The 15,770-nt window shown below is 57.8% G+C and carries 10 protein-coding genes and 8 pseudogenes; 12 read left to right on the forward strand and 6 right to left on the reverse strand.

The window, feature by feature from the left end; all coding sequences use genetic code 11:
• Positions 1-69: 69 nt before the first annotated feature.
• The 3 pseudogenes from AC6I8M_RS08270 (at position 70) to AC6I8M_RS08280 (ending at position 3,181) form a co-directional block, all read left to right on the forward strand.
• Positions 70-306 (forward strand): annotated as a pseudogene (locus AC6I8M_RS08270) (DUF1656 domain-containing protein).
• Between the two features lie 6 nt (positions 307-312).
• Positions 313-1,170: pseudogene (locus AC6I8M_RS08275) on the forward strand (efflux RND transporter periplasmic adaptor subunit).
• 7 nt (positions 1,171-1,177) lie between these two features.
• Positions 1,178-3,181, forward strand: a pseudogene (locus tag AC6I8M_RS08280) (FUSC family protein).
• On the opposite strand, the gene AC6I8M_RS08285 reads toward AC6I8M_RS08280, so the two are convergent.
• Both AC6I8M_RS08285 and sodC read right to left on the reverse strand, forming a co-directional pair.
• Positions 3,182-3,649 carry a hypothetical protein gene (locus AC6I8M_RS08285; protein ID WP_041387480.1) on the reverse strand — a complete coding sequence of 156 codons (468 nt, stop codon included), beginning with the start codon at positions 3,647-3,649 and terminating at the stop codon, positions 3,182-3,184.
• A 132-nt stretch (positions 3,650-3,781) separates the two neighbouring features.
• Positions 3,782-4,182, reverse strand: a pseudogene (gene sodC, locus AC6I8M_RS08290) (superoxide dismutase [Cu-Zn] SodC); the annotation flags it as partial.
• On the opposite strand from sodC, the pseudogene AC6I8M_RS08295 reads away from it, so the two are divergent.
• The 4 genes and pseudogenes from AC6I8M_RS08295 to rnt all read left to right on the forward strand — a co-directional run.
• Positions 4,160-4,696 (forward strand): annotated as a pseudogene (locus tag AC6I8M_RS08295) (TetR/AcrR family transcriptional regulator); the annotation flags it as partial. The pseudogenes sodC and AC6I8M_RS08295 overlap by 23 nt on opposite strands.
• A gap of 42 nt (positions 4,697-4,738) precedes the next feature.
• Positions 4,739-5,836 carry an alkene reductase gene (locus AC6I8M_RS08300; protein ID WP_022547663.1) on the forward strand — a complete coding sequence of 366 codons (1,098 nt, stop codon included), beginning with the start codon at positions 4,739-4,741 and terminating at the stop codon, positions 5,834-5,836.
• Between the two features lie 101 nt (positions 5,837-5,937).
• Positions 5,938-6,348 (forward strand): lactoylglutathione lyase, encoded by a 411-nt coding sequence (gene gloA, locus AC6I8M_RS08305; RefSeq protein ID WP_498013760.1) that lies wholly within the window; start codon positions 5,938-5,940, stop codon positions 6,346-6,348.
• Positions 6,349-6,456: 108 nt separating this feature from the next.
• Positions 6,457-7,125 (forward strand): ribonuclease T, encoded by a 669-nt coding sequence (rnt, locus tag AC6I8M_RS08310; RefSeq protein ID WP_010618392.1) that lies wholly within the window; start codon positions 6,457-6,459, stop codon positions 7,123-7,125.
• A gap of 53 nt (positions 7,126-7,178) precedes the next feature.
• Here the strand turns inward: rnt and AC6I8M_RS08315 are convergent, their stop codons facing one another.
• On the reverse strand, positions 7,179-7,511 hold the full coding sequence (locus tag AC6I8M_RS08315) for a Grx4 family monothiol glutaredoxin (protein WP_010618393.1): 333 nt from the start codon (positions 7,509-7,511) through the stop codon (positions 7,179-7,181).
• A 367-nt stretch (positions 7,512-7,878) separates the two neighbouring features.
• Here AC6I8M_RS08315 and AC6I8M_RS08320 point away from each other — a divergent pair.
• Positions 7,879-8,670, forward strand: a pseudogene (locus AC6I8M_RS08320) (C40 family peptidase).
• A gap of 56 nt (positions 8,671-8,726) precedes the next feature.
• Here the strand turns inward: AC6I8M_RS08320 and cydH are convergent.
• A complete protein-coding gene (gene cydH / locus AC6I8M_RS08325) occupies positions 8,727-8,816 on the reverse strand; it encodes a cytochrome bd-I oxidase subunit CydH (RefSeq protein WP_153005929.1) in 90 nt (29 codons plus the stop codon).
• Between the two features lie 273 nt (positions 8,817-9,089).
• On the opposite strand from cydH, the gene purR reads away from it, so the two are divergent.
• A complete protein-coding gene (gene purR / locus AC6I8M_RS08330) occupies positions 9,090-10,115 on the forward strand; it encodes an HTH-type transcriptional repressor PurR (protein WP_010618394.1) in 1,026 nt (341 codons plus the stop codon).
• Here the strand turns inward: purR and punR are convergent.
• Positions 10,112-11,023 (reverse strand): annotated as a pseudogene (punR, locus tag AC6I8M_RS08335) (DNA-binding transcriptional activator PunR). The gene purR and the pseudogene punR overlap by 4 nt on opposite strands.
• A 109-nt stretch (positions 11,024-11,132) precedes the next feature.
• On the opposite strand from punR, the pseudogene AC6I8M_RS08340 reads away from it, so the two are divergent.
• Together AC6I8M_RS08340 and cfa are read left to right on the forward strand one after the other, a co-directional pair.
• Positions 11,133-12,032, forward strand: a pseudogene (locus tag AC6I8M_RS08340) (Bcr/CflA family efflux MFS transporter).
• Positions 12,033-12,341: 309 nt separating this feature from the next.
• The gene (gene cfa / locus AC6I8M_RS08345; RefSeq protein WP_010618396.1) at positions 12,342-13,490 is read left to right on the forward strand and encodes a cyclopropane fatty acyl phospholipid synthase; all 1,149 of its coding nucleotides are present in this window, start codon (positions 12,342-12,344) and stop codon (positions 13,488-13,490) included.
• Between the two features lie 48 nt (positions 13,491-13,538).
• Here the strand turns inward: cfa and AC6I8M_RS08350 are convergent, their stop codons facing one another.
• The gene (locus tag AC6I8M_RS08350) at positions 13,539-14,192 is read right to left on the reverse strand and encodes a riboflavin synthase (protein WP_010618397.1); all 654 of its coding nucleotides are present in this window, start codon (positions 14,190-14,192) and stop codon (positions 13,539-13,541) included.
• A gap of 198 nt (positions 14,193-14,390) precedes the next feature.
• Between AC6I8M_RS08350 and AC6I8M_RS08355 the strand changes: the two genes are divergently transcribed.
• Positions 14,391-15,764 carry an MATE family efflux transporter gene (locus AC6I8M_RS08355; RefSeq protein ID WP_058948808.1) on the forward strand — a complete coding sequence of 458 codons (1,374 nt, stop codon included), beginning with the start codon at positions 14,391-14,393 and terminating at the stop codon, positions 15,762-15,764.
• Positions 15,765-15,770: the final 6 nt, after the last annotated feature.

Here is a 15,770-nt window from a genome sequence, read left to right on the forward strand (position 1 = left end):
CCGGGCCAGACGGCACGTCCGCTGTCTACACTTGATTTAACCGTGCCCGGGTAAAAAGGATGATGCCACGTGTCAATCTTCGCGCTCACCGCGACGGCGCCGCTGACGAATCTGGTATTCGGTGCCTCACTGTTCTTCCCGCCGCTGTTCAAAGCGGTGCTGCTGGACTTCTTTTTCTGACTGCAGATTCATCCGCTGCTGCGCGGCTAGCTCTACTCCGGCGATGTCTGACACCCCACCTTAATGGATCTCTCACTGTTTGTTCTGTGCGTAAGCGGCGCACTGTGGATACTGAGCCTCGGATAAATCACCATGAAATTCAACCCCTTTAAGTACTTTTTTACCCTTGTGGTGTTTACCCTAGCGCTGCTCGCGGGCTGGTGAATGTGGAACTACTACATGCAGGCTCCGTGGACGCGCGATGGCAAAGTGCGCGCTGAACTGGTGGACGTGACGCCCGAGGTTTCCGGCCGTATCAGCGCGCTGGCCGTGCGTGACAATCAGTTCGTGCATAAAGGCGAGGTGCTGTTGACGCTGGATCCGGTGCCGTGGCAGATTGCGCTGGCCAATGCACAGGCCCAGCTGGCGAAGGCGCAGGCCGACCTCGCCAAAGCACAGCATGAAGCGGATCGCCGTGCCAGCCTGCCGCGTAACGTGATCTCCGCAGAAGATATGGACGCGGCGCGCCTCAACGCGAATGCGGCGGCCGCCACGGCGAAAGCCGCACAGGCGATGCTCGATCAGGCGCGCTGGAACCTGCAGCAAACCACGGTGACAGCACCGACCGACGGCTGGGTCAGTAACCTGACGCTGCGTCCCGGCAATTACGCGACCGCCGGTACGCCACTGTTCGCGCTGGTCGACAGCCACTCTTACTATGTGATGGGCTATTTCGAAGAGACCAAACTGCGCCACATCCAGCCCGACGCGGCGGCGCAAATCGTGCTGTATAGCAACGGCGCACGACTGCAGGGCCAGGTGGAGAGCATCGGGCGCGCCATTTACGATCAAAGGATCGTCAGCGACGGCGGTCTGGTGCCCGATATCAAACCCAACGTGCCCTGGGTCAGGCTGGCGCAGCGCGTCCCGGTGCGTATCCGGCTAAACGCGGTACCGGATAATGTGCCGCTGGTGGCCGGTACCACCTGCACCATCTCTGTCGCGCACTGAGGCCGGCATGAATCTGCAGTGGCTGGCCTGGCACAATCTGCCGTGGATAAAGGCAACCGGCGGTGAGTGGCGCTATGCGTTACGTAACGCTATCGCGATGTGTCTGGCACTCACCCTGGCGTATGCGCTGCAGCTGGATCAGCCTTACTGGGCCATGACGTCCGCCGCGGTGGTGAGTTTTCCCACCGTCGGCGGCGCCATCAGCAAAAGCCTAGGTCGCATCGTCGGCAGCCTGCTCAGTGCCAGCCCCGCGCTGCTGATCGCCGGCCATACGCTCAACGAACCGTGGCTGTTTGCCTTTTTCATGGCCGGCTGGCTGGCGCTCTGCACCTAGGTCGCCAACCATTTTCAAAACAATGTGGCCTACGCCTTTTCACTGGCGGGTTACACCGCCGCGATTATTGCCTTCAGCAGCGTTAACGTTAGCGACGACAGCCAACTGTGGGACATCACCCAAGCGCGCGTGTGCGAAATGATCGTCGGGATTCTCTGCGCTGGGCTGATGATGATGATGATCCTGCCCAGCACCTCGGACGGCAGCGCGCTGATGCTTTTGCTGCGCCAGATGCACACCCGCCTGCTCGACCACGCGGTGCTGCTGTTGCAACAGAGCAGCACGGAAAATGTGCGCACTGCCCACGAAACGGTGATTAGCCAGATCCTCACCATGAATTTGCTGCGCATTCAGGCCTTCTGGAGCCACTATCGCTTCCGCCGGCAAAATAACCTGCTTAATTACGTGCTGCATCAGCAGCTGCGTCTGACCAGCGTGCTCTCCAGCCTGCGGCGGATGCTGCTTAACTGGCCCGAAGCGCCGCCGGTGCTGTACAGCGCGATGCAACAGCTGCTGCACGAACTGGCGCAGCCGCAGTGTAATAAATACCGTCTGGAGCAGATTCTGCGCAGCATCACCCCGGACGTTCACGGTAATTTCCGCCAGCGTGCTTTTGTCCAGCGGCTGCGCTACTTCTGCTGGGTGTGGCTGAATGTGGAGCGCTGGATTCGCCTGATTGAGCGCGCCGACGCTGACACCCGTTTCCAGCCACCGTACGCGCCGGCACTGGCACGTGCCAGCGACAGTGCCGAAGCTGGCTGGAGTGCGCTGCGCACGTTTAGCGTGATCATGCTGGGCTGCGCATTTTGGATCGGTACCCAGTGGGACGCTGGCGCCGCCGCGCTGACGCTTACCGCTATTGCCTGCGTGCTCTACTCGTCATCGCCTTCGCCCGGCGGCAGCGTGTCGCTGCTGCTGAAAACGCTGCTGTGGCTGTCGCTGTTCAGCTTTGTGTTGCAGTTTGGTCTGATGGTGCAGATCAGCGCGCTGTGGCAGTTTTTGCTGCTGCTGTTCCCGCTGCTACTGACGCTGCAACTGTTTAAGCTGCAACAGAAGAAACGCGCCGCGCTGTGGGGCCAGTTTATTGTGTTTATGGGATCGTTTATCGCGGTGAGTAATCCGCCAGACTGGGATTTCCAGAGCTTCCTTAACGATAACCTGGCAAAAGTGTGTGGCGTCCTGCTGGCGTGGCTGGCGTTTCAGGTGTTACAGCCGGGTTCCGATGCGCGCCGCAGCCGACGCCATATCCGGGCGCTGCGCCACGCTTTTCTCGATCAGCTACGTCGCCAGCCGCGCCTGAGTGAAAGCCGGTTTGAATCGCAGATTTATCATCACATCAGCCAGCTGAGCCACAGCCGTGATGAGCAGGCGCTCCTCTGGCTGCTGCGCTGGGGCGTGGTGCTGCTGAACTGTTCGCACATGGTCTGGCAGCTGCGCGCCTGGCAACCCAGCTCACCGGCGCTGGCGCAGCTGCGCGACAGCAGTCTGCAGGATCTGCAGCGCATTATGAGTTTGCGCGGTGTGCATCACGACTCGCTGCAGACCGCGCTGGATACGCTGCAGCATGCCATTGATCAGCTTCAGGGGCAGCCGGAGAGCGACGCGAATACCCTGACGGGTATTTTGTGGCGCCTGCGCTGTTCGCTGGCGCAGTTGCGTCAGGCGGTGCCGGATTGATTATTCACAGTACTGGGTAAACTGCCGATCAAAGTCATCGTGCAGTTGCTGCAGGGTCTTTTGCCCTTCAAAGCGGGTTTTGTCCTGCTCGGACATCGGTTCGATCACCAGCGCTTTCTCGTCCGACGAGTAGATAAAGCGCCGCGCCAGCGTGCTGCTGGTAAAACTGATGCCCTGAATGCCGCCGCACACCACGGTGATGCTGTGACGGCGGATTTCGGTATGGGTGAAATTGGTTTCGGTAGCGCTGCGCAGGACGTTCTGACAGCCTTTGGCTTGCAGCCGCTGCAGGGTATGCTGCGTCAGCCATTCGCGGCCGCGGGCAATATTTTCACAACTGGCGCGCAGCGGATTGGTATCTATATCATGCTGCAGCTGACGGCTGGCCTCCAGTCGCAGCTGGGTATCATTCGGGCGATCGCAGCCCACCAGCGCTAAACACAACAGCAAAATCCCACGCGTTTTCATGCCTGCCTCTGAGCGGTTCCGTTCCTGAATCAACATCATAGGATGGAATGTTGCCGCTGAGTAGCAGGAAAATGGGTCAGAATTTTTCTGTGCGGCGGCGGCGGGTACAGGCCCGTCGCCGCCCGGTAGTAAGATCACGCCGCAGGCCAGACGCGCCCCGCCATCGCCAAGCGGTTGCGGATGGTCAGCATGGTTATCGCCGCCGACATGCACCATCAACGCTTTGCCTTTGATCTCGCTTAGCGATTTTAGGCGGGGCGCCACCACGGGATAGCTGGCATTGCCGTCGTCGGTGACATACAGCGCGGGCAAATCGCCGAGGTGACCGTCAGCGTACGGACCGAGGTGCTTGCCGCTGTTTTGCGGATCGAGGTGTGACCGCCCGCCGCGCCCGCCGCCACGGTTTTGCCTGCGAATTCGCCGGGCTCACAGCTGCCTTTGGCGTGGACGTGAAAGCCGTGAATGCCGGGTTTCAGCCCGCGAAGCGCCGGCGCGAACTGCAGACCATACCTGCAGCGCGGTTTCACCGGCATAGGGTTGAGTGAAATGCTGGCGCTGGCGGAAGTGCCGAAAGGCTCGTTTTACCACTACTTCCGCTCGAAAGAAGCGTTCGGTGTGGCGCTGCTGGAGCGCTATTTCGTCAACTATCAGCAGCAGGTTGAACAGCAGCTGACCCAGCCCGGCGTTACTGCACGCGAACGCTTACTGCAGCATTTTCGCTACGCGGAACGGCTGTTTATCGAGCAAGGTCACATTGTTGGCTGTCTGGGCGTTAAGCTTTCTGGTGAAGTGTGCGATCTGTCAGAGCCGATGCGCGATGCGCTGCAGCGCGGTGCCACAGCCATCACGGCGGCTTACGCACGCTGTCTGACGGAGGTCGCAGCCGAACAGCCGCTGCCCTATGGGCAAAGCCCGCAGCAGCTGGCGCAACGCTGTTATCTGCTGTGGCTGGGTGCCAGCCTGCAGAGCAAGATTTCACGTGAGCCCGGGCCGATCAGCCTGGCGCTCGACACCATCGAACAGTGGCTTAATCACGCTGATTTTTAAAAACGGCAATTTCTAGACGACCGGTCTATTACAGGAGTCATCATGGCGAGTAAACAGCTGTTCACCCCGCTGAAAGTGGGCGCGATTACCGTACCTAACCGTGTATTTATGGCGCCGCTGACGCGTCTGCGCAGCATTGAACCGGGCGATATTCCTACCCCGCTGATGGCGGAGTATTATCAGCAGCGCGCCAGCGCGGGTCTGATCATTACCGAAGCCACCCAGGTTTCATTCCAAGCGAAAGGCTACGCCGGTGCGCCGGGTTTACACACCGCGGAGCAAATTGCTGCGTGGAAAATGATTAACGAAGGCATTCACGCCGCGCACGGTCACAGCGCCGTTCAGCTGTGGCACACCGGCCGCATCACCCATAATAGCGTTCAGCCGGATGGCAAAGCGCCGGTCGCACCGTCCGCGATCGCCGCTGGCACCCGCACGTCGCTGCGTGCCGCCGACGGCAGCGTATATCGCGAAGATACCTCCATGCCGCGTGAACTGAGCGTGGCAGAGATTCAGCAGATCGTAAAAGACTTCGGTCAGGCGGCAGCCAATGCGCGCGATGCCGATTTTGATCTGCTGGAACTGCACTCTGCGCACGGCTATCTGATGCATCAGTTCCTCGCACCCGGTTCTAACCAGCGTACCGATGAATACGGCGGTTCGATTGAGAAGCGCGGCCGTTTCGCGCTGGAAGTGGTCGATGCTGCGATTGCTAACTGGTCAGCCGATCGCATCGGTATCCGTATCTCGCCAATCGGCGCCTTCCAGAATCTGGAAAACGGTCCGGATGAAGAAGAAGCGGCACTGTGGTACATCAGCGAACTGGGCAAGCGCGGCCTCGCCTACCTGCACCTGTCTGAGCCAGACTGGGCGGGCGGTAAGCCTTACACCGATGAGTTCCGCCAGAAAGTGCGTGCCGCCTTCCCGGGCGTGATTGTCGGTGCCGGTGCCTACACCGTGGAAAAAGCGGACGATCTGATTGCGCGTGGCCTGATTGACGCGGTGGCCTTTGGCCGTGACTTCATCGCCAACCCGGATCTGGTGGCGCGCCTGCAGCAGGATGCACCGCTTAACCCGCAGCGTCCGGAGAGCTTCTACGGCGGCGGCGCGGAAGGTTACACCGACTACCCGACACTGTAAGTCAAACGCGGCCGCAGCGGATGTGCAGCCGCGTGCTTTCTTCAGGGGATTCAGTCGCTATACTAAGCGGGTTACCTGATGACTTTTAAAAAGAGGATTTTATGCGTTTACTTCACACTATGTTACGCGCTGGCGATCTGCAGCGCTCCATCGATTTTTACACCCGCGTGCTGGGCATGATGCGCGTGCTGCGTCAGAGCGAAAACACCGAATACAAATACACCCTGGCTTTCGTGGGTTACACCGAAGAGAGCGAAGGTGCGGTCATTGAGCTGACCTACAACTGGGGCGTGGATAAATACGACCTCGGCAATGCCTACGGCCACATCGCGCTGGGCGTGGATGATGTCGCGGCGACCTGCGACCGCATTCGTCAGGCGGGCGGTAACGTCACGCGTGAAGCCGGCCCGGTAAAAGGCGGCAGCACCATCATCGCTTTCGTGGAAGATCCGGACAGTTACAAAATCGAACGGATCGAAAACAAACACGCCGGTCACGGCCTCGGCAACTAATGCCGTTAGTCAGCCTGCTAATTTGCGGGCTGGCTTCCCTCTCCTGCTGCACCCTGCGCCGATTTTTGCCATAATGGGCGCTGCCCCATTTCCTACAATGAGATCCTGATGTCTGAATCGAACGCCTTAAACGCTCTCCATCAACGCTTCCGTGGTTTTTATCCTGTGGTGATTGACGTTGAAACCGCCGGTTTTAATGCGCAAACCGATGCGCTGCTGGAAATCGCGGCCACCACGTTAAAAATGGATGAGGATGGCTGGTTACACCGTGATGAAACCCTGCATTTCCACGTGGAGCCGTTCGAAGGGGCGATTCTCAATCCGGAAGCGCTGGCGTTCACCGGCATCGACCCCAGCAATCCGCTGCGCGGCGCGGTGAGTGAATATGAGGCGCTGCACGCCATTTTCAAAATGGTGCGCAAAGGCACCAAAGACAGCGGCTGTAACCGGGCGATTATCGTGGCGCACAATGCCACCTTTGATCATAATTTTCTGATGGCGACAGCAGAGCGCACCGGCATGAAGCGTAACCCGTTCCACCCGTTCGCCACCTTTGACACCGCCGCGCTGAGCGGGCTGGTGCTGGGACAAACGGTCCTGGCGAAGGCCTGTAAAGCGGCGGGGATAGATTTTGACAGCACTCAGGCGCACTCGGCACTGTACGATACCAAACAGACCGCCACGCTATTTTGCGAACTGGTGAATCGCTGGAAACGCCTCGGCGGCTGGCCGCTGGCGGTGAGTGAAGAGCCGGCCGAAGACGATGCCTCCGCCTGAGGCCCGTCAGACCGCAGCCAAAAAAAAGGCCGACGCTGATGTCGGCCTTTTTCTTATTCTGCTTCTTTGTGTTTCTCAGCGGTCTCTTTGATCAGCGGTTGCAGTTCGCCGCGCAGGAACATCTCAACGATGATGTCACAGCCGCCGACCAGCTCGCCATCCACCCACAGCTGCGGGAAAGTTGGCCAGTTGGCGTATTTCGGTAACTCAGCGCGGATATCCGGATTTTGCAGAATGTCTACGTACGCAAAGCGCTCACCACTGGCAGACAGCGCCTGTACCGCCTGCGCAGAGAAACCGCAGCTTGGCAGTTTCGGCGAACCTTTCATGTACAGCAGGATCGGGTTTTCTGCGATCTGGCGCTGAATTTTTTCAACAGTACTCATTTTTGCCTTCCTTAATCCTTCACTTCGTGTTTGTTTATTGTAGCGACTTCGCCCCGCTACTGAAAACGGGATTTTGCCTTAGCCGGCGCATATCGCCATGTTTGTTAAGTTCGCGCGCCACGAATAACATTTTCATATCATTAATAAGCATTAATCAATTAATAATTAGCAATAATTCCGCTGGGTTAAACAGCTGAAATCGCTCATTTTTGCCCCACTTTCAGTACCGTGACAGATTAATGGAAAAAGACCTTACCTTTTGCAAAAAAAAGTGGATTAGAATTGCCCCGGTGCTGATCGTCTATCAGATTTTTCTAACTTTACCACGGTCTGGCTTCCTGCCGACGGCTTAACCTGTAACCGGACTATGCGTTTACTGATTACGCTTTTCATACTGGCTTTTGCCCAACTGTTCTTTAATGTGGCGGCGGCTTCTCCGCATGCGCCGGTTAATGCCAGTTTGCAGAAAGCGGAGAAAAAGAACGCGCGTGAAGATGAGCGTCGCAAACGACGCCCGGTGAAAACCACCAGCAAAAAGTCACGCCTGACGTCGGTACAGAAGTTCAAGCTGAAAAAACAGCAGAAAAGCGAAACGGCACTTCAGCACACCACCTAGCGCAAATCCTCGCTTAAGCTCAGTGCGAAAAAATATGGTCATCAGCGGCTGGCGAAGAAATCGCGTGACGTTGCCATTGATGATGAAGTGCAGCAGCTGAGCGGCATTAAAATGAGCAAAGCCCACCGCCTGCGTTATCAAAAAGCACGTGAAACCGCGATGACGAAACTGATGGGCCAGCGGGGTAAACCGTATCAGTGGGGAGGCACCTCACCGCACACCGGTTTCGACTGCAGTGGTTTAGTGTGGTACGCCTACAAAGACCTAGTGAAGTTTAAATTTCCCTGCACCGCCAATGAGATGTATCACCTGCGCGACGCCGCGCCGATCAAGCGCGAAATGCTGGAGAAAGGCGATCTGGTGTTCTTCCGCATCAACAACCGCGGCACCGCCGACCATGCCGGGGTTTATCTGGGCAATGGTAAATTCATTCAGTCTCCGCGCACCGGTAAGGATATCCAGATTAGCGCGCTGAGCGAGGATTACTGGCAGAAGCATTACGTTGGTGCACGCCGTATGATGACGCCTAAAACCGTGCGCTAACCTCAGCGTTGCGCAACAAAAAAGCCGGTGGCTGTTCAGCAGCACCGGCTTTTTTATTAATGCAGAATGGCGGTAAAGCTAAAGGCAATAATCATCAGCAGAGCAGCGGCGGTGGTGGTCAATACCAGTTTTAAATCGGTACTCATCACAACTCCTTAGTCACACAGTTTGCATGGTTAAATAATTTTCGCACAGTGATGGGCAAAAATCTCGTGTTATTCGCCCCGGCTTGCTAGAATCGCCGCCTTTCGTTGCGCAACAGATTTAGCGCATGCTGCATTGACAGCCTGCTGAAGGATGTTTCCCTGCCCGACTTAGCAGATTAGCCCTGATATTCAGGACGCAAAACCATTAGCAGGCGCAAACGTTTAACAAGATACTTATCAGTAAGTTGCGATAAGCCCAGGAGTACCATTTTCATGGCAACCATTAAAGATGTGGCGAAACGCGCCGGGGTCTCAACCACCACGGTTTCGCATGTCATCAACAAAACGCGTTTTGTCGCGGAAGAGACGCGTAACGCCGTATGGGAAGCGATTAAAGCGCTGCACTATTCACCGAGCGCGGTGGCCCGCAGCCTGAAGGTGAATCACACCAAAACGCTGGGCCTGCTGGCGACCTCCAGCGAAGCGCCCTACTTCGCCGAAATTATTGAAGCCGTGGAGAATCACTGCTTTGAGCATGGTTACACGCTGATTCTCGGCAACGCGCATAACGATCTGCAAAAACAGCATGCCTATCTGTCGATGATGGCGCAAAAGCGCGTCGATGGCCTGCTGGTAATGTGCTCCGAATATCCCGACGATCTGCTGCAGATGCTGGAAGAGAACCGCAATATCCCGATGGTAGTCATGGACTGGGGCGAATCGCGCGGTGACTTTACCGATACCGTGCAGGACAATGCGTTCCACGGCGGTTACCTCGCCGGGCGTTACCTGATTGAGCGCGGCCATCGCGATATCGGTGCCATCCCCGGCCAGATGGAGCGCAACACCGGTGGCGGCCGTCATGCTGGTTTTCTGCAGGCGATGCAGGAAGCGGGCATCAGCGTCCGTCCCGAGTGGATTGTGCAGGGTGACTTCGAACCGGAGTCAGGTTATCAGTCGATGCAGCAGATCCTGAACCAGAAACAGCGCCCGACGGCGGTGTTCTGCGGCGGCGATATCATGGCGATGGGCGCGATTTGCGCGGCCGACGAGATGGGACTGCGCGTGCCGCAGGATATTTCGGTGATTGGCTATGACAATGTGCGCAACGCGCGTTACTTCACCCCGGCGTTGACAACCGTGCACCAGCCGAAAGCGCAGCTGGGGGAGAAGGTACTGGAGATGCTGCTGGACCGCATTACCAGCAAACGCGAAGAGCCGCAGACCATTGAAGTGCAACCCACGCTGATTGAGCGCCGCTCCGTGGCCGATGGCCCGTTCCGCGATTACCGCCGTTAAGCCGCCTTCTCGCTGAGCCACTCGTGGTTCAGCGTCTCCGCATCGCCCAGATACTCCAGCAACCACGCCAGCGCCGGTGACGCGCGCTGCTCAGACCAGCTGACGCAACACGGGCTGTCCGGAAACGGCTGCGGCAACGCCAGCTCTACCAGCGCGCCGCTGTCCAGTAGCGGACGCGCCAGATGCCCCGGCACCATGCCCACGCACAATCCGGCCCGCAGGCAATCCAGCCCGGTTTCCCACTCCGGTACCACCAGCCGCCGCTGGTTATCCAGCGTCCACGTCATACGGCGCGGCAGCGCGCGCGACGTATCTTCCAGTACCAGCGACGGCCAGGCGCGCAGGGTTTCGTCGTCCAGCTGCGGACTGTGGGCCAGCGCATGCTGCGGACTCACCACGCAGCGCCAGTTGAGCGCGCCCATATCCTGAAAGGCGAAGCGGCCGCCGACCGGAATGGCCTGGGTGGCGCCAATCGCCACATCGACACGACCATCAGCCAGCGCGTCCTACACGCCGTTAAATACTTCGTAGCTGATGATCAGCTACATATCGGGGAAATGGCGGTAAAAATCCTTTATTAGCTGGCGGGTGCGCTGGGGTTTGACGATGCAATCCACCGCGATACTGAGCTGACCGCTCCAGCCGTTCGCCAGCTGCTGACACTGACAGCGCGTGGCCAGCATTTTTTTGATAACAGAACGCCCTTCGCGCACAAAATGCTCACCCGCTGCCGTCAGCACCACTTCGCGATGCTGCCGCTCAAACAGCGGTACCACCAGCCAGCCTTTCAGCTGACGCACGGTATAGCTGATGGCAGAGGGCACGCGATGCAGCTCCTACGCCGCCGCGCTAAAACTGCCGTTGCGCGCTACCGCGTCCACCACTTCAAGCGCATATTCCGACCACATAATTTTCCCTTCAAAAATTTTAACAGCATCCTGCAAATATTAGCGTTTCACAAAGCCCGCTGCACCCTTTTACACTTCCCGCCGTTCAACCTGCCGAATGAGAAAAACCATGCTGTCATCCAAAGGATTTCTGCCCTACCTTGCCGTGCTGAGCATGCTCGGCTTTCTGGCCACCGATATGTATTTACCCGCCTTCGGCGCCATGCAGCACGACTTTGCTTCCGCACCGGGCACCATCAGCGCCAGCTTGAGCCTATTTCTGGGCGGCTTTGCCTGTGCGCAGGTGCTGTGGGGTGTGCTGTCGGATCGCTTTGGCCGTAAACCCATTCTGCTGGCGGGCCTGAGCTTGTTTGCCCTGAGCTGTCTCGCCATGCTGTGGGTGACTAACGTCTGGCTGATGCTGGCGCTGCGCTTTGTACAGGCGGTAGGCGTGTGCGCCGCGGCGGTGAGCTGGCAGGCGCTGGTGGTTGATAGCTATCCGCAGGCCAAAGCCAACAAAGTGTTTGCCACGATTATGCCGCTGGTGGCGCTGTCACCGGCGCTGGCGCCGCTGCTGGGTGCCTAGCTGATGGCCCATTTTCACTGGCGCGCCATCTTCCTCGCGCTCACGCTGGTGACGCTGGTGCTGCTGTTCGGCACGCTGAAACTGGCCAGCGCGCCGCGTGCGCGCCACGACAGCACGCCGCAGCCCAGCTGGCTGACGCTGCTGCCGTTCTGCGGCATGGCGCTGGCCAATGGCGCGATTTATCCGATTGTGGTGTCCAGCGCCCTCGCCCCGTTCCCGCAGGCCACCGGCAAAGCGGCCGGCCTGCAGAATCTGCTGCAGCTGGGCTTATGCTTCCTCGCCAGCCTGATTGTTTCCGCCGGTCTGCAGCAGGCGCTGTTGCATACCACGCTGGTCATGGTGGCGACGGTGATCCTCGCCTGGGCCGGTTTCCTGTGGCAGCGCAGCGCCAGTGCACAAAGTGATATTGCTCACGCTTCCCGTCCCTGCGAAGATAATTGCTAAGGCAACGATTATCGTTAGCAATCTAACGATAAGACATTGAATACTGACCTACGTGAGCATATACTCAGTGGGTCAGCATTTCTGCAACAAATCAATAACATAATGAGCGTATTTTTAGCGACACTGTCGCTGGGATGGTGTCTGCACGATATTCACCTCCGGAGTTGTGGCAGACATTTCTATTCAGATTCATACCTCTGTAATACGTCGGCTATCTGGCGCACGGATTTTCCGTGAGTTCTCTCACAGGCCTGAGGAATTTGACTATTCTTTTTCTCAGGTTCAAATCGGAAAGGTGATGGAGAAGCTATGAGTTCATCGTGTATAGAAGAAGTGAGCCTTGAAGAAAACCAATGGTTTCGTATCGCCCATGAATTACTGGAGCGGGCAGACATTCACATCAACGGCACACGCCCTTGGGATATTCAGGTCAGACATGCGGATTTTTTCAAACGGGTCCTGCAGGAGGGATCGCTGGGCCTCGGTGAAAGCTACATGGACGGCTGGTGGGAGTGTGAACGTCTGGATATGTTCTTCCACCGCGTGCTGAAACATCATCTGGGTAAGCAGTTACCGCACCATTTCAAAGACACGCTGCGCATTGCCGCGGCGCGCCTCACCAATCTGCAGTCAAAGAAACGCGCCTGGATTGTTGGCAAAGAGCACTACGATCTTGGCAACGACCTGTTTTCACTGATGCTCGATCCGTTTATGCAGTACTCCTGCGGCTACTGGAAAAGCGCGGAAACGCTGGAGCAGGCACAGCAGGACAAGCTGGATATGATTTGCCGCAAGCTGCAGCTTGAGCCGGGCATGACGCTACTGGATATCGGCTGCGGCTGGGGCGGACTGGCGGAATTCGCCGCGCGTAATTACGGGGTGAAAGTGCATGGCGTGACCATCTCTGCCGAGCAGCAGAAAATGGCGCAGCAGCGCTGTGCCGGTCTGGATGTGACCATCCTGCTGCAGGATTACCGTGATTTGAACCAGCAGTTTGACTGCATCGTGTCGGTGGGCATGTTCGAACACGTCGGGCCGAAAAACTATGCCGCCTACTTCGATGTGGTTGATCGTAACCTAAAACCGGAAGGCCTGTTTTTGCTGCACACCATTGGGGCGATCAGAACCGACATGAACGTCGACCCGTGGATCGATAAATACATTTTCCCCAACGGTTGTTTACCGTCGGTACGGCAGATTGCCGATGCCAGCGAATCCCACTTCATCATAGAAGACTGGCACAACTTTGGCGCGGATTATGACACCACGCTGATGGCCTGGTATGAGCGATTCCAGGCGGCATGGCCGCAGCTGGCGGAGAAGTATGGCGAACGTTTCAAACGGATGTTCAGCTATTACCTCAACGCCTGCGCCGGTGCGTTTCGCGCGCGGGATATCCAGCTGTGGCAGGTGGTCTTCAGCCGCGGCGCCGAAGGCGGTTTGCGCGTGGCGCGTTGATTTCCGTGCCATGATAAAAGGCGCTTAACGCGCCTTTTTTATTAGCGATTACTCCGCGTCCAGCAGCGTTTGTGCCTCCAGCGCGGCCGCGGCATCACGCTGCGCCAGCACACGTTCAACGGTGTCGACAATCGCCTGGGTATGCGGATCGATTTCGATATTGACCCGGTGCCCCAGCTTCTTCGCGCCCAGTATAGTGCGCTCCAGCGTTTCCGGGATCAGATGCACGCAGAACTTACTTTTGGTTACATCACCGACCGTCAGGCTGATACCATCGATGCCGACAAATCCTTTATGCAGAATATATTTGATCTGCTCAGCGTCCTGTAATTTAAACCACACTTCGCGGTTATTCTCTGACTGGATAATTTTACAGATTTCGGCGGTGGTCATAATATGACCGGACATCAGGTGTCCGCCAATTTCATCGCTGAATTTCGCGGCGCGCTCAATATTCACGATGTCACCAACCTGTAATTCACCGAGGTTGGTGATGCACAGCGTCTCTTTGATGAGATCGAAGCTGACGCGATCGCCGTCAATGGCGGTCACCGTCAGGCAGCACCCGTTGTGCGCTACCGAGGCGCCCAGCGCCAGGCCGGGCAGCAGCTCAGCAGGCAAGCGCACGGTGTGGGTGCGGAACAACTCTTTTTCTTCAATGGCGACAATTTCTGCCGTGCCCTGCACAATTCCGGTAAACATAATTTCAGCCTCTGCGAAGTTTGTGGCAGTTTATCACAGCTTGCGCCGCAAGGTTTAATTTGCCGACGCGCAAACTTTACACAAATGGCGCAGCCAAATGCGATCAATGTTTGGCGGAAGTGCGGACTACCGCTACACTAGGTCGCGCATTCTTTGGGGATTTAACCCCGCTCTCTTCTTAAATTACACAGGTGATACGTGCAGAAGTATTTAACAGAAGCGCGTCAATTGCTGGCCCTCGCGATCCCGGTCATCCTTGCTCAGGTGGCACAGACCGCGATGGGATTTGTGGATACCATAATGGCCGGTGCGGTGAGCGCCACGGATATGGCCGCCGTTGCTGTCGGCACCTCTATCTGGCTTCCCGCCATTTTGTTTGGTCATGGTCTGCTGCTGGCATTGACGCCAACCGTTGCGCAACTCAACGGATCCGGGCGACGCGAACGCATCGCAGAACAGGTACGCCAAGGTTACTGGCTGGCGGCGGGCGTGGCGCTGCTGATTATGGTGGTGCTGTGGAACGCCAGCCACCTGATTCACACCATGCATGACATTGATCCTCAGCTGGCGGCCAAAGCAGAAGGTTATCTGCACGCGCTGCTGTGGGGCGCACCGGGCTACCTATTTTTCCAGGTGGCACGTAATCCGTGTGAAGGGCTGTCGAAGACCAAGCCGGCGATGCTGCTGGGTTTCCTCGGCCTGCTGACCAACATTCCGCTGAACTATGTGTTTATTTACGGCCATTTCGGTATGCCTGCGCTGGGCGGCGTGGGCTGTGGCGTCGCCACCGCGTCCGTTTACTGGGTGATGTATCTGGTGATGCGCTTCTGGCTGAAGCGCATGCCGGCCATGCGCGATATCCGCATGCATAGCCGCTGGTCGCCACCGTCGCGCGCCATACTGATGCGCCTGTTCACGCTGGGATTACCGGTCGCGCTGGCACTGTTTTTCGAGGTCACGCTGTTTGCCGTGGTGGCGCTGCTGGTATCGCCGCTCGGCATTGTGAAAGTCGCTGGTCATCAGATCGCGCTCAACTTTAGCTCGCTGATGTTTGTGCTGCAGCTGTCGCTCGGCGTCGCCACCACCATTCGCGTCGGCTACCGTCTGGGCCAGGGCTCGGCCGAACAGGCCCGCATCGCCGCGTGGACCGGTCAGGGCGTAGGTATCACCATGGCGGCGATCACCGCGCTGTTTACCGTGACCTTCCGCCACGATATTGCCGCGCTCTACACCGCCAATCCGGAAGTGATTACCTTGGCGGCGCAGCTGATGCTGCTGGCGGCCATCTACCAGTTCTCGGATTCGATTCAGGTGATCGGCAGCGGTATCCTGCGCGGTTATAAGGACACGCGCTCGATCTTCTTTATTACCCTGATCGCCTACTGGGTGCTGGGGCTGCCGGTGGGTTACGTGCTGGCGCTGACCGACTGGGTGGTGGCACCGCTGGGGCCAGCCGGTTTCTGGTGCGGATTTATCGTCGGTCTGACGTCGGCGGCGGTGATGATGATCTGGCGCATCCGCCGTCTGCAGCGTTTACCGGCGCAGGTGATTCTGGCGCGCGCCGCGCGCTAAGTGGCT

This window comes from Type-A symbiont of Plautia stali (genome assembly GCF_059731155.1).

Coding starts and splice junctions, on each gene's coding strand:
- cydH (WP_153005929.1), bottom strand. CDS start 8,816: ATGAGTACCGATTTAAAACTGGTATTGACCACCACCGCCGCTGCTCTG.
- gloA (WP_498013760.1), top strand. CDS start 5,938: ATGCGTTTACTTCACACTATGTTACGCGCTGGCGATCTGCAGCGCTCC.
- AC6I8M_RS08350 (WP_010618397.1), bottom strand. CDS start 14,192: ATGTTTACCGGAATTGTGCAGGGCACGGCAGAAATTGTCGCCATTGAA.
- purR (WP_010618394.1), top strand. CDS start 9,090: ATGGCAACCATTAAAGATGTGGCGAAACGCGCCGGGGTCTCAACCACC.
- AC6I8M_RS08285 (WP_041387480.1), bottom strand. CDS start 3,649: ATGAAAACGCGTGGGATTTTGCTGTTGTGTTTAGCGCTGGTGGGCTGC.
- AC6I8M_RS08315 (WP_010618393.1), bottom strand. CDS start 7,511: ATGAGTACTGTTGAAAAAATTCAGCGCCAGATCGCAGAAAACCCGATC.
- AC6I8M_RS08300 (WP_022547663.1), top strand. CDS start 4,739: ATGGCGAGTAAACAGCTGTTCACCCCGCTGAAAGTGGGCGCGATTACC.
- rnt (WP_010618392.1), top strand. CDS start 6,457: ATGTCTGAATCGAACGCCTTAAACGCTCTCCATCAACGCTTCCGTGGT.
- cfa (WP_010618396.1), top strand. CDS start 12,342: ATGAGTTCATCGTGTATAGAAGAAGTGAGCCTTGAAGAAAACCAATGG.